Raw genomic sequence first — 12,854 nt, 5'->3', positions numbered from 1 at the left:
GCAGTGCGCGATAATTTCCTAATGTTACCCAGAGGGAGCGCAGCAAAACCATCGGCTAAAATGTTGTTGGCGGTGTGCGGTGCGGCCCTCGACATCGGTTATCGGCGTCTACGGGGCGCCGTTCGCAGCGTTCAGAAATACCCCGCCTTATATATCGCGGACCTTGGCTCCGCAGGTATTGCACTCGCGGTGGCACTGTTGCTGCGTTACGGCTTTACCGAGCTCAGTGCAAGGCCTGAAACAGCCTCCGTCCTCATGTGGTCCGGCGCTCAATACCTCGCCATTTGCGCATTCATTTTTCCCTTGTCCGGCCTCTACAGCCGAAATTGGAAATATGGCTCCATCTCCGATCTCTTGATCATCCTTCGCGCGGTTCTCCTGACATCGCTGCTGCTTATCTCGCTCCTGTTCTTCTCGACAAGACTGATCGATATGCCGCGAACCGTCGTGCCGATGCAGTCGCTGCTTCTGATCGCCTTCCTCGCCGCTGCGCGGCTGAGCTTTCGTGCAGAGGAAATCACCCAAGCGCGGCCGGCCTTCAAGAATGGGCGCAGCAAGGGCGCGGGCGACGATCACCGGGTCCCGCTGCTGCTCGTGGGAGCGGGCGACGCCGCCGAGCTTTACCTGCGCGCGCTGGCCCGGGATCCGAACGCCACCCACGTGCCGGTGGCCTGTCTCGACAAAAACGCAGACCAGTTGGGGATGAGTCTTCGTGGCGTACCCATCGCGGGGCGGATCGAGGATTTCGAGCAGGTCGTGGCGGAATTGCAGCAACTCGACAAACGGCCACGTCACGTCGTCTTCACGGAAGCCCCGGCGAACTTCGGTGAAACCGCGTCGGACGAGCTGCTGCGGTCCGCCGAGCGGCTCGGCATTGCAGTGTCGCGCCTGTCGCAGATGACTGAGCTCAAGCGCGCCAAAGGGGACAATCCTTACGAACTGCGGTCGATCGAACTCACCGACCTCCTGGAGCGGCCGCAAGCGGCGCTCGACCGAGAGGCAATCGGCCGTCTTGTTCGAGGCCGGCGCGTACTGATCACCGGGGCCGGCGGATCGATCGGCAGCGAACTGACTTCGCAAGTTGCTGCTTGCGAACCGGCGGAGATCGTGCTGGTCGACAATACGGAATACAATCTTTACGCGATCGACATGACGCTCAACGAGACCTTCCCGGAGGTATCTCGGTGGAGTTACCTTTGCAGCGTCCGGCGCAGCCAGCGTGTTGAGGAAATTTTTGAACGGCATCGGCCCGAGCTGGTCTTCCACGCTGCCGCCCTCAAACATGTGCCTATGGTACAGTTGAACCCGCGCGAGGGCGTCCTCACCAACGTCATCGGCACTATGAACGTTGCCAATGCAGCAAAGAAATTCGGCACACTCGCCATGGTGCAGGTGTCGACCGACAAGGTCGTGAACTCGACAAGCGTGATGGGTGCGACCAAGCGCCTCGCGGAGCTCTATTGCCAGGCGCTCGACCTGCACGGACTTGAAACTGGCAAAGGTCCGCGGTTCATGACGGTTCGCTTCGGCAACGTGCTGGGATCAAGCGGCTCCCTGATCCCTCTGTTCGAGCGCCAGCTTGCAAGAGGCGGCCCATTGACCGTCACCGATCCATGCATGACGCGCTTTTTCATGACGATCCGTGAGGCCGTGGAGCTGACGTTGCAGGCATCGGCCTACGGTTTCGAAAAGCAGCTCGGACAGGGAGAGATCTTCGTTCTCGACATGGGAGAGCCGGTCAAGATCATCGACATTGCACGCCGGATGATCCGGCTGGCCGGTTTCACTCCGGACAAGGAAATAAAGATCAAGATCATCGGTTGTCGTCCGGGCGAGAAGCTCTACGAGGAGCTTTTCGACGAGACCGACAAGCGCACAACCTCACCGGTGCCGGGCGTTCTCGGCGCGGTTCCGGAACCTATTCCCTTGCCCACGTTGCGCGACGCGTTCGCCCGCCTACAGCGCCATGCGGAGCGGGACAACGATGCGGCCGTTGTCGCGGTCATGCGCGAACTGCTTCCACGCTACGAGCACGAGGCCGGCAATACGAAGCCCTCCGCCGTGAAGAAGCGGGCCTGGGTCCCGCCGAAAAAAAGCAGCAAGGCTGGCGTTTCGCAGCGGCGGCCCGACTACCGAAAGAGCGCCCGTGGCGGACTCCCATTGCCGGACAATTGAAGATGGCAGGCGCGGTTCGCCTGAATGGCTGCAGGGAACCTTTCCGTCGAAACCCGTCCGACGCCAAGGCGCTCGGCCTCGAGCCGAGCAGCCGCAATCACGCGTCGCTTTGTACGCTGGAATCAGTCCGGGGATCCGATCCGGGAGGTCAGCTTTGAGTTCCGCTGAACATGTAGCTCGCATGCATACCGAGGACGTCGCCTGTTCGACAGGTCCGTCCGGTGTTGCATATCCTCCAGCGCGCAGGCGCGTGATCGCCGTTGTCGCAAGCCTAACGGCGTCTCTAACGATTTTTCGGTTGGAGTTGTTGAAGCGGTTGGCCGGCGCCGGACACGACGTCATAGCCTTCGCTCCCGAGCACGACCCGCGAGTGGAGCAGGCGCTCGCTGAAATCGGCGTGCGTTTCATTCGGATTCCCATGGCCCGAACCGGTCTCAATCCGTTGGAAGACATCCGGACCTTTTGGTCGCTGCGACAACATTTCAAACGGCTGAAGCCGGAGATGATCCTCCCTTATACGATGAAACCGATCATCTATGCGGGCATCGCCGCCCGAACGCTGGGGATAAAGGAACGTTGCTTCCTCGTCACGGGTCTCGGTCACGTCTTTTCAGAGGCGGGCGGTCGCTCATTCAAAGCCTTGGCCATCCGCCACCTGTGCGTCCGCCTGTATCGTTTGGCGTTTAAGCGCGCGAGAGTCGTTTTTGTCTATAACGACGCGGATGCAGAAGACATACGCCGCTACCGCATGCTGCAGGAGGGCCTCTCGCCGACAATGGTTCCCGGATCCGGCGTCGATTTGGATCACTTTGCCTTTGCAAGAGCTCGCGAACGGCCTGTTTTCCTTATGATTGCACGGCTCCTGCGCGACAAGGGAGTGGTGGAGTATATAGAAGCCGCCAGGCTCGTGCGTCGCACCTTTCCCGACGCCCGGTTTCAACTGCTCGGCCACTTTGACAGCAATCCCACGGCAATCTCGCGCGAAGAAATCAACAATTGGGTCAGCGAAGGAATATTGGAGTATCTTGGCACCAGCAACGATGTGCGCCCCTATCTGGAGGCATGCAATGTCTTTGTCCTGCCTTCTTATTATCGCGAAGGCATTCCGCGGAGCATCCTCGAAGCGCTGGCGATCGGAAGACCGGTGATCACGACGGACCTGCCAGGCTGCCGCGATACGGTGCAGGCCGGTGTGAACGGGATGATTGTGAAGCCGCTCGACGTCATCGCGCTCGCCGAGGCGATGGCGTCATTTGCCCGCGATCCACACCTCGCCGAAAAAATGGGTAGGGCCTCGCGAGAACTCGCGGAGACCAAATTCGACGTGCACATGATCAACCGGATTCTGATTGCCGGCATGGGCTTGACTGATTGATGGGCTTCCATGGCGCAGCAGATCATACGTCCGATATATGCATGGACAGCGGCGAACGCGGAGCCGCGGCGATGATCATGCATGTCATTACCAACTTCACCGCCAGTGCAGGCGCCGAGACTATGCTCGCACGCCTCCTTCACGGTTCAGCCGATGAGCGTATTGTGGTCGTTTCGCTTATAGGTGTCTCGGATCGGAACCGCAATCTCGCCGATAATCCGAGAGTTACCTATGTGTCGCTGGCCGCCTCCTCCCTCACGGCGCTGCCCGGCGCGATCTTGCGGCTCGCGCGGCTCATCCGCAAGGAACGGCCCGATGTGATCCTGTGCTGGATGTACCACGCGATGATCGTTGGGGTGCTGGCGTCCCGCATGGCCCGATGTGGAGCACCGGTTTACTGGAACATTCGCCAGTCCCTGGATGATCCCGCCTCGCTCACGCGCAGCTCCCGCCTCGCAATTGCCGGTGCAAAGCTGCTGTCTAGCCAGCCGGCCGGCATCATCTACAATAGCGCCCGGGCCCTCGAGTTACATCAGGCCTACGGCTATCAAAACCGGAACATGGTTGTCATCCCGAATGGCTTCGACTTGCCTCAGATCAGTCCCGCTGAGGCGACAACAGTCCGCCGGATCGGTATCGTCGGTCGATTTCATCCGCAGAAGGATCATGGCACGTTCTTCAAAGCCGTAGCGGCCGTTCGCAAGACACACCCACAGGCAGTCTTTTCCGCGGCCGGCAACGGGCTTTCCTACGACAACCGCGCTGTGACCGACTTGATGATGGAGGCGGGTTTGCCGGCGCATGCCGTCGATCTCAGGGGTGAAATCGCCGACATGCCATCCTACTACTGCAGCATCGACGCTTTGGTGCTGTCATCGAGGACGGAGGGCTTTCCCAACGTCATTGCAGAAGCGATGAGTTATGCGAAGCCGATCGTCACCACGGATGTCGGCGATGCCGCCACCGTCGCGGGTAACGCCGGCATTGCCGTACCCGCACGCGACCCTGAGGCACTTGCCAAGGCAATCCGCGAAATCCTGGACCTTTCGCCGACCGAATACGCCCGCTATGCGCGCAACGCCCGAGAGCGTATCGAAAATGAGTACGCGATCACCGCGATCCGGGAAAAATATGCAAGTTTTCTAACGTCTTAAACCAGGAATTCGATTACAATCAGGAAGTGTCGTTCCGCGTATTTCCATAATTAACCTACGAATTAGATGAGACTCTTGGCTTTCGCCAGTGTCGTAAATTCAGTTGACGGACCATTGATCCTTTCTAAACTAAGTAGTATAATTCTATTTTTCCTTGTAAAAACGTGTGTATTCTTGTGGTGAAGGGTGACTTTAGGCCTCAGTTCACGTTTGCGCCCCATTCTCAAATTATTGGCCCTCCTGCAAACAGCTAGGAGATGATGATGATTCTAAAGGGAACCAATCTGTCCGACACGATCCGCGGTGCTCTCAGTGACGACGAGCTTTGGGGCTACGGCGGCGACGATTATCTCGAAGGCGGAGCAGGCAACGACAAGATCTTCGGCGGCCTGGGTAACGACTACATCGTCGGTGGCGACGGCGACGACTATGCCGAGGGTGACGATGGCAACGATCGCCTTGCCGGCGGCCTGGGTAACGACACGCTCAAGGGCGGATTAGGAAACGACATCTTTGACGGCGGCGATGGCAGCGACACCTTGGATGGCGGAGATGGCCATGACCGGTTACTCGGTGGCCTTGGACACGACAAGATCTTCGGCGGCGCGGGCGAAGAATACATCGACGGGGGCGATGGCGACGACATCATCTACGCCGGTTCCGGTAACGACGGATTCAACAACCGCGTAAATCCGGCAACCGGAAAGGTCACACAGCAGGCGGTCGGAGGCGGCGCCGGCAACGACAAGATCTACGGCGAAGAGGGCAACGACGTTCTCAAAGGCCAGTCCGGCAATGACCGGGTCTATGGCGGCATCGGTGATGACATCGTCGATGCCGGCGACGGGAACAACTATCTCGACGGCGGCGACGGCAATGACATCTTAGACTCCGAAAGCGGCATCGACGAGGCCCATGGCGGCGCCGGCGCTGATAGGATCGAGGTAGGCGCTGGCAACGATCTGGCGTACGGGGACGACGGCAATGATCTTATGGGGGGCGAAGCCGGCGATGACGTCCTTTACGGTGGCATCGGTAACGACTTTATAGATGGAGGCGATGGGGTCGATACGCTTCGCGGCGACGCAGGGAGGGATACGCTCCTTAGCGGCGCGGGAAGCGACATACTATGGGGTGGAGCCGATGCCGACCGCTTCGTCTTCAAGGCGACACCGGCGCTCAGCGGCCAGGACACCGTCATGGATTTCCAGGATGGTATCGATGTCCTGATTATCGAGAAACTTGGGGTTACCCAGTATTCCAACTCTGGTGCCAACGGAGCCGTCTATGCCTACGATACCTCTGACGGCGACGTGCTGATAAAGGGCCACGACTCCGGCGGCCACGCGTTCTCCATCCTCGTGGACGACCCCAACGGCACCCTCAGCGCCGCGAATTTTTCGAGAAGCGACTTTCTCTTCGCCTGACGCAGATCGCCAGGTAGCCTGACACTCCAATAAGAGGCCGGGAAGGCGACACCCTTCGCGGTGTATCACCTTCAAGGCAACGTGCTTGCGATCAAAGAATGGGAAGGCGCTGAAAGGGCGGCGCCTTCCTGTTAACCGTTCAGGGCGTGGCGCGGCTGCGCCTCAGCTTCGTGGCGTTATTCTTGCCCGCTCCCGCTCCGGAAGTCCGCAAGCCCCGTCTCTGCTTTCCATGCTTCTATGCCTTGGCGGAAAGAGCGCGGATTGTATCCCAACTGCTCGACCGCCTTTGCGACACTCAGCTCCGCAAAACCCAACGCGGCCCCATCCGTCCGCGCGCCTTCGACGTTGACGAGATCCCGCGCCGCGCCGAGCGCCTCAGCGATAGTCTGCGCCGCTTCCAGCGACCTGCAGGCCTGGCCGCTACCCGCATTGAATATCCCCGCCTGTTCTTTCTCGATTGCCGCCAAAGCCAACGAGACGACGTCGTCAACGTAGACAAGGTCGACGCGATATCGCCCCCCGTCCCGTATGACCACAGAGCGCCCGCTCCCGAGCGCGCGAATGAAGGTCGGCACCATCCCCGCGCCATGCATGCCGGGACCGTAGACCGAGGCGAGGCGCAGCACCGTCACCGGCATCGCGTTTGCCGTTCCGAAGGACAAAAGACAAATTTCAGCCGCGAGCTTGCTCGCCAGATAATAGCTGGCGCGATGCACGGGAAAGGCGGCACTCGTCTCCGACGCCGACTCGGAAGTGGGCGCGTAGACCTGCCCCGATCCGAAAAACACGAATCTCTTCACACCCTGCGAGGCGGCATGCATTGCGAGCTGCAAGGCACCGTTCGTGTTGACCTCGAAGCATCTCGCGGCCTCATGCGCGTCGCCGAAGTCAGCTGGAATATGGGCAGCGAGATGGAGAATCGCGCTCGCTTGCGTCATCGCCGGCAGGGGGTCGCCCAGCGACCATTTCGCGACGCGAAACCGAGAATTTTCTCTCGGCTTCACTCGATCCGGGTTGCGTGCCAGGGCCATGACCCGGTGGCCTCTCGAAAGCGCGTGGTCGATCAGTCTCGAACCGATAAAACCTGTCGCGCCGGTAACAACGAGCTGCATTGAGGTCAAATACCGCCCTCCCCGCAGGCCGCCTAGACTTCTTCCTGCAGCAGCTCGGCAGCCGTGATTACCTCGCCCGGTCTCACCACGGTCTCCGACCAGTGCCGCAATATTGTCACCGGCATGATCTCCGGCTGCTCGACCGCCTCGCCGAAGAGAATATGCCGAATGCACATCTCCACCTCATTGAAGCCCGCATGGATCCTGACCGCCGTTGTTCCGGAAAACCGCGCATTGATTTCAAAAATTCGCGGAACTCCATCGTCCAGGCGAAACTGGAAGTTCGCCGGACCGTAGGCGCCGAGAGCGGCGGCAGCCTCTGCCATCGCCTTGTTCAGAGCGGGAAAGGGTTCGGCAAAAGCTCTATAGGTGTTCCCATCTCGAAGGTCTCTTCGCATGACGATTGTCGCGCGGCATTTCCCATCGAAGGTCAGCGTCCCCGCGGTGTACTCGGTGGCTTCCGAGCCGACATATTTCTGTATGACGATGTCGGCCTGCTCGGCTATGGCTCGCGTCAACTGCTCCCGGTTACGCACGACGCTAAAGCCAATCGACCTGGCGCCGACCCGTGGCTTGACGACGAGCGGAAAGCCGCATTCTTCGATCAAGACCTCCTCGTGACCGGGCAGACACGAGGGAACGAACCCCAGTCCCCGTTCCCGGAGGAACTCGGAGGTGAGCCATTTGTCGTTCGCGATGGAGACGACGCGAGGCGAACTGATGATCACCTTGGTTCCGTAGGTCCGTTCAATCGCTTCGCGATTGGTTGAAAGGATCGGTAGCTCCACATCGGTTCCGGGGATGAGGATGTCGGGCCGCTCGGCCCGCAGCAGCGCGCCCAGCCTGTCCAGATACGCAGGGTCATTCGCCATCGGGACAAGGTGGGCGACGTCACCCCAATAAAGTCCGGCCGACAGGGGATTTGGATCTCCCACGACGATCGTCGCCTTCAGTGTTGACCGCCGCAAGGCGCGAATGATGCCTTGCCCGAGGAGCGCGCCTGCACCCGTGATGAAGACCTTCATGACCGCCCTACCCCCAAATCAAGCAGCTGATCCCTGCAGCGGCCCAATTCGCTCAACTTGTGCGCATCGGAACCGATCGAAACAAATGGATTGATCTCTTCGCACAAGGTCAGAAAGGCAGGCATATCGACTAGATACGAAGAGTTGATCTCGATCGCGATTCCCCGCTCGAGCGTCGCCGTCATCAACGCGCGAAAATACCTCTCCGGAAAACGGCCGTGCCGCCTCAGGCTCATACCACCCGGATGACCAAGGACATCGATCGGCGCTGTCGCGATCATTCCCATCGACAGCCGGAATTCGATTTCGGCTGTCTCATCGAACGACAATTGCTTGAAATCCAGATAGCCGCCTTGGCCGTCGGGGAGTCGGTGAACGACGCCCAGAACGATGTCGCACAGGTCGAGCACGGACTGCGACACATCCAGCCGGCCATTATCGTCCATGGCTTTCGTCTCGCAGCCGACATAGACGCGCAAATCCTCGAACCGGCGCGCAGCGGAAAGCACTTCCACCTTGAAGTCAGGAAACCAGGACGTCTCTTCGCGCACATGTTCCGTGAACGCCAGCGCGGCGAGACCGCGTTCATGGGCCGCTTGTACGATTTCGAGGGTCGTCGCCTGCCCGTCGGTCCAGTTGGTGTGAACCTGGAGTTCCACATTCAATTGCTCTCGGCTTAGCTCCCTGAAACGAGAGAATACAGGCTTGCCGGTTTGGGTCTTTCCCTGCCCGTTCATCCTAATCGTGTCCCTCGATAAGCACTCTCGATCGATTTCATCGGTCGTCTGCGACGACACCTGCAGCCCATGAGCCTTCAGCATTGGACGAGCGCCATCGCAGACATGTCCGCCCAGGCGATGAAATGCGGATTTGCGAAGTCGCTATCGCCGTCCTGCCTCGTCTTGCCGTAAAGCAAGCGCGAGCCGTCCAACCGGACCACCGATCCGCCGGCCGCCTTCAGCACAGCATCGCCGGCCGCCGTATCCCACTCCATCGTTCGGCCAAAGCGCGGATAAACGTCCGCCTTGCCTTCGGCGAGCAGGCAGAATTTCAGCGACGAACCGACGGAAGTGTAGTCCGTTACACCGTGGCCGACCAGAAACGCTTCTGTTTCGGAGCTGTTGTGGGAGCGGCTGGCAACCGCCGTCAGGGCTGCCCCTCGAATCCGAGCGCGTATCGCCTGCCTCTGCTCGACCTTGAACGCCTGGTCCAGGAAGAGCTTTTCCGCTCGGCCGTCGTCGGCCACATAGGCGCAGCGCTGCGCCGGCGCGTAGACAATGCCGGCGATTGGAACATTGCCCTCGACAAGGGCAATGTTGACCGTGAAGTCGCTGCGCCGGTTGATGAACTCCTTCGTCCCGTCTAGCGGATCGACCAGAAAGAAGGTGCCGCAGCTGATGTCGGGAACGCGGCCAGATGCCACGGACTCCTCCGCAACGACCGGAATATGCGGAAAGGCGGCCGCGAGCCTGTCCAAGATGATGGCTTCGGCTCGCTCGTCGGCCTCACAGACCGGCGACTGGTCGTCCTTGTAGCAAATATTGGGGCCAGCCTCATAAACATCGAGAATGGCCGCGCCCGCGTCGAGCGCGATGCGTTCAAGCAGTTCGCAAAGAGGTGTCATTCGTCCCCCATCCTCTTGTCGAGGAATTCCTCGATCTTCAGAGCGAGGTCGATCGGCTCGTGACCGACCGTCTGCAGATGCAATTCGGCGTTTTCCGGCACCTCATAAGGCGAGGAGACGCCGGTGAAGTTCGCGATCTTGCCGGCGAGCGCCTTCTCGTAGAGCCCTTTAGGATCCCGACGCGCGCACTCGTCGAGGGGCGTGTCTATGAAGATCTCGATGAACTCGCCCTCCTCCATCAATTCGCGCGCCATGCGCCGCTCGTCGCGGAACGGCGAGATGAAGGAGACGAGAACGATCAGACCGGCATCGGCCATGAGCTTGGCCACCTCCGCCACGCGGCGAATGTTCTCGACACGATCCTCCTCGGTAAAGCCGAGATCCCGATTGAGCCCATGGCGCACATTGTCGCCGTCGAGCAGGTAGGTGTGCTTGCCGCGAGCATGCAGGATGCGATCGAGCGCGTTAGCGATCGTCGACTTGCCGGAGCCGGAAAGCCCGGTGAACCAGAGCACGGCAGGGCGCTGGTTCTTCATCGCGCTGCGCGCGCCTTTATTCACCTCGAGCGCATGCCAGTGGACATTGTCGGCGCGCCGAAGCGGGAAATCGATCATGCCGGCGCCGACGGTGGCATTCGTCACCCGATCGACGATGATGAAGTTGCCCGTCGCCCTGTTGTCCTTGTAGGCGTCAAAGGCGATCGGCGTCTGTGTCGAGATGTTGCAGACGCCCACTTCGTTCATCTGCAGCGATTTCGCCGCTTCGCGTACGAAGCTGTTGATGTTGACCTGATGCTTGAGCGTGGTGACCGTCGCGCTCACGCTGTCCGTCTCGGTCCTGAGGATGTAGCTACGCCCCGGGAACATCGGGTTGGCGTCGAACCAGATCACATGCGCCTGGAACTGGTCGGCCACGAATGGCCGCGCGGCCGGGGGGACCAGCATGTTGCCGCGCGAGGCATCGACCTCGTCCGCAAGGACGAGCGTGACGGCCTCGCCCTCCCCTGCCGTAACGAGGTTCCCGTCATAGGTAACGATCGCGTTGACGGTCGTTCGCTGGCCGGATTTTGCGACGACGACCGGATCGCCGACGGAAACCCTGCCGGAGACGACTTGGCCTGAATAGCCGCGGAAGTCCGCGTCCGGCCGCATGACCAGTTGCACCGGGAAGCGCAGTGGCTTCTCCTGGACGGGTGGATCGAGTTCGACCGTCTCCAGATATTCGAGCAGCGCCAGGCCCCTGTACCACGGCGTGTTTACCGATGCCGAGATGACATTGTCTCCGTAGCGCGCCGAGATCGGGATCGGGCGGATGCTGGCAAAGCCGAGTTCCTTCGCAAAAGCCATATAGTCGGCGACGACTTCGTCGAAGACCTGCTGGTTGAAGTCTACGAGGTCGATCTTATTGACCGCGAGCACGACGTGGCGGATGCCGAGCAGCGAGGCGATGTAGGAATGGCGCCGCGTCTGCTGCAGGATGCCCTGGCGGCTATCGATCAGGATGATGGCGAGATCCGCCGTCGAAGCGCCGGTCACCATGTTCCGCGTATACTCCTCGTGGCCGGGTGTGTCGGCAACGATGAATTTGCGCTTCGACGTGGCGAAATACCGATAGGCGACATCGATGGTGATGCCCTGTTCGCGCTCGGCCTCAAGCCCATCGAGAAGAAGGGCCAGATCGATCTCCTTGCCGTTGGCGGTGCCAGGCGGGCCGACGCGTCCGAGGTTTGCCAACTGGTCCTCGAAGATCAGTTTCGCGTCGTAGAGCAATCGTCCGATCAGAGTCGATTTTCCGTCGTCAACGGAGCCGCAGGTGATGAATCGGAGGATCGACTTGTTGTCGTGCTCGGCCAGATGCGCCTCGATGTCATGCGGCGGTATGGATTGAACATACGACATCAAAAGTACCCCTCCCGCTTCTTTTTCTCCATCGCCCCGACTTCGTCGGTGTCGATCAGGCGGCTCTGCCGTTCCGACGTCCGCACCGTCAGCATTTCGCGCAATATGTCCGGAACCGTGGCAGCCTCGGACTCGATCGCACCGGTCAGCGGATAACAGCCGAGCGTGCGGAAACGTACGAGGCGCTCCAGGACTTCCTCCTCGGGTTGGATCGGCATGCGGTCATCGTCCACCATGATCAGCATGCCATCGCGTTGTACGACCGGCCGCCGGGCCGCGAAATAGAGCGGCACGATCGGAATATTCTCGCGCAGGATGTATTGCCAGATGTCGAACTCGGTCCAGTTGGAGAGCGGGAAGACCCGCATCGTCTCGCCCTGGCCTACCCGCGTGTTGTAGGTCTTCCACATCTCCGGGCGCTGACGCTTCGGGTCCCAGCCGTGCTGGGCGCTGCGGATGGAGAAGATGCGCTCCTTGGCCCGCGACTTCTCCTCGTCACGGCGCGCCCCCGCGAGAGCCGCGTCGAAGCCGTACTTCTCCAGAGCCTGCCTCAGCGCCATTGTCTTCATGACGTGGGTGTGGACGTTGGACCCGTGCGTGAAAGGGCCTATACCCTGGTCGATCCCGTCCTGATTGACGTGGACCAGAAGGTTTAAACCGAGTTCGCGCGCCATCCGGTCACGGAACTCGATCATGTCCCGGAACTTCCATTTGGTATCCACGTGCAGGAAAGGAAAAGGCGGTTTGGCCGGATAGAACGCCTTCATCGCCAGGTGCAGCAAAACCGAAGAGTCCTTGCCGATGGAATAAAGTACAACCGGGTTGGAAAACGTTGCAACGACTTCTCGAATAACGTGAATTGCTTCGGCTTCAAGTCGCCGAAGATGGGGAAGAGACATGCCGCAATCCCTCTGATTTTAAATAATGAAAATACTTGTATGCGAATAAAAAGATTGTCGCCGCCAATGACCGCAGGCGCATTTCAAATAATTGTACCGCAGCTAAACGTGATCCCGCCGGCTAGGCCGCATTTAAGCGCCATATCGCTAATATTTCAAGTAACA

At 60.0% G+C, this 12,854-nt stretch carries 10 protein-coding genes; 4 read left to right on the top strand and 6 right to left on the bottom strand.

Annotated features, from left to right (window positions below):
* Positions 1–60 precede the first annotated feature (60 nt).
* The 4 genes from M728_RS19370 (at position 61) to M728_RS19355 (ending at position 6,131) form a co-directional block, all read left to right on the top strand.
* Complete coding sequence (locus M728_RS19370; RefSeq protein ID WP_051441009.1) at positions 61–2,175, top strand: nucleoside-diphosphate sugar epimerase/dehydratase; 2,115 nt, start codon at positions 61–63, stop codon at positions 2,173–2,175.
* A 154-nt stretch (positions 2,176–2,329) separates the two neighbouring features.
* A complete protein-coding gene (locus M728_RS19365; protein WP_026622529.1) occupies positions 2,330–3,550 on the top strand; it encodes a glycosyltransferase family 4 protein in 1,221 nt (406 codons plus the stop codon).
* A gap of 71 nt (positions 3,551–3,621) precedes the next feature.
* Positions 3,622–4,704, top strand: coding sequence for a glycosyltransferase (locus M728_RS19360; protein ID WP_026622528.1), 1,083 nt, complete (start codon positions 3,622–3,624; stop codon positions 4,702–4,704).
* Positions 4,705–4,967: 263 nt separating this feature from the next.
* A complete protein-coding gene (locus M728_RS19355; protein WP_026622527.1) occupies positions 4,968–6,131 on the top strand; it encodes a calcium-binding protein in 1,164 nt (387 codons plus the stop codon).
* Between the two features lie 176 nt (positions 6,132–6,307).
* Here M728_RS19355 and M728_RS19350 read toward each other — a convergent pair whose 3' ends face one another.
* From M728_RS19350 to cysD, 6 genes are all read right to left on the bottom strand, one after another.
* The gene (locus tag M728_RS19350) at positions 6,308–7,243 is read right to left on the bottom strand and encodes an NAD(P)-dependent oxidoreductase (RefSeq protein ID WP_026622526.1); all 936 of its coding nucleotides are present in this window, start codon (positions 7,241–7,243) and stop codon (positions 6,308–6,310) included.
* 32 nt (positions 7,244–7,275) lie between these two features.
* Positions 7,276–8,268 carry an ATP-grasp domain-containing protein gene (locus tag M728_RS19345; RefSeq protein WP_026622525.1) on the bottom strand — a complete coding sequence of 331 codons (993 nt, stop codon included), beginning with the start codon at positions 8,266–8,268 and terminating at the stop codon, positions 7,276–7,278.
* Positions 8,265–9,005: a PHP domain-containing protein gene (locus tag M728_RS19340; RefSeq protein WP_026622524.1), complete on the bottom strand. Its 741-nt coding sequence runs from the start codon at positions 9,003–9,005 to the stop codon at positions 8,265–8,267. Before M728_RS19340 ends, M728_RS19345 begins: the two co-directional genes overlap by 4 nt.
* 77 nt (positions 9,006–9,082) lie before the next feature.
* Positions 9,083–9,892 carry a 3'(2'),5'-bisphosphate nucleotidase CysQ gene (gene cysQ, locus M728_RS19335; protein WP_026622523.1) on the bottom strand — a complete coding sequence of 270 codons (810 nt, stop codon included), beginning with the start codon at positions 9,890–9,892 and terminating at the stop codon, positions 9,083–9,085.
* Entirely contained in the window at positions 9,889–11,790 is a 1,902-nt protein-coding gene (gene cysN, locus M728_RS19330) for a sulfate adenylyltransferase subunit CysN (RefSeq protein ID WP_026622522.1), read from the bottom strand. Before cysN ends, cysQ begins: the two co-directional genes overlap by 4 nt.
* Positions 11,790–12,689, bottom strand: coding sequence for a sulfate adenylyltransferase subunit CysD (cysD, locus tag M728_RS19325; RefSeq protein ID WP_026622521.1), 900 nt, complete (start codon positions 12,687–12,689; stop codon positions 11,790–11,792). The genes cysN and cysD overlap by 1 nt, the downstream gene beginning before the upstream one ends.
* Between the last annotated feature and the right edge of the window lie 165 nt (positions 12,690–12,854).

Origin of the sequence: Ensifer sp. WSM1721 (assembly GCF_000513895.2) — a bacterium.
In the GTDB taxonomy this organism is placed as follows: Bacteria; Pseudomonadota; Alphaproteobacteria; order Rhizobiales; family Rhizobiaceae; genus Sinorhizobium.
This window is presented reverse-complemented; position numbering and strand designations above follow the sequence as displayed.

Bases quoted from the DNA above. Each gene is read 5' to 3' on its own strand.
- M728_RS19355 (WP_026622527.1), top strand. From the start codon at position 4,968: ATGATTCTAAAGGGAACCAATCTGTCCGACACGATCCGCGGTGCTCTC.
- cysD (WP_026622521.1), bottom strand. From the start codon at position 12,689: ATGTCTCTTCCCCATCTTCGGCGACTTGAAGCCGAAGCAATTCACGTT.
- M728_RS19370 (WP_051441009.1), top strand. From the start codon at position 61: ATGTTGTTGGCGGTGTGCGGTGCGGCCCTCGACATCGGTTATCGGCGT.
- M728_RS19360 (WP_026622528.1), top strand. From the start codon at position 3,622: ATGATCATGCATGTCATTACCAACTTCACCGCCAGTGCAGGCGCCGAG.
- M728_RS19345 (WP_026622525.1), bottom strand. From the start codon at position 8,268: ATGAAGGTCTTCATCACGGGTGCAGGCGCGCTCCTCGGGCAAGGCATC.
- M728_RS19350 (WP_026622526.1), bottom strand. From the start codon at position 7,243: ATGCAGCTCGTTGTTACCGGCGCGACAGGTTTTATCGGTTCGAGACTG.
- cysN (WP_026622522.1), bottom strand. From the start codon at position 11,790: ATGTCGTATGTTCAATCCATACCGCCGCATGACATCGAGGCGCATCTG.
- M728_RS19340 (WP_026622524.1), bottom strand. From the start codon at position 9,005: ATGAACGGGCAGGGAAAGACCCAAACCGGCAAGCCTGTATTCTCTCGT.
- cysQ (WP_026622523.1), bottom strand. From the start codon at position 9,892: ATGACACCTCTTTGCGAACTGCTTGAACGCATCGCGCTCGACGCGGGC.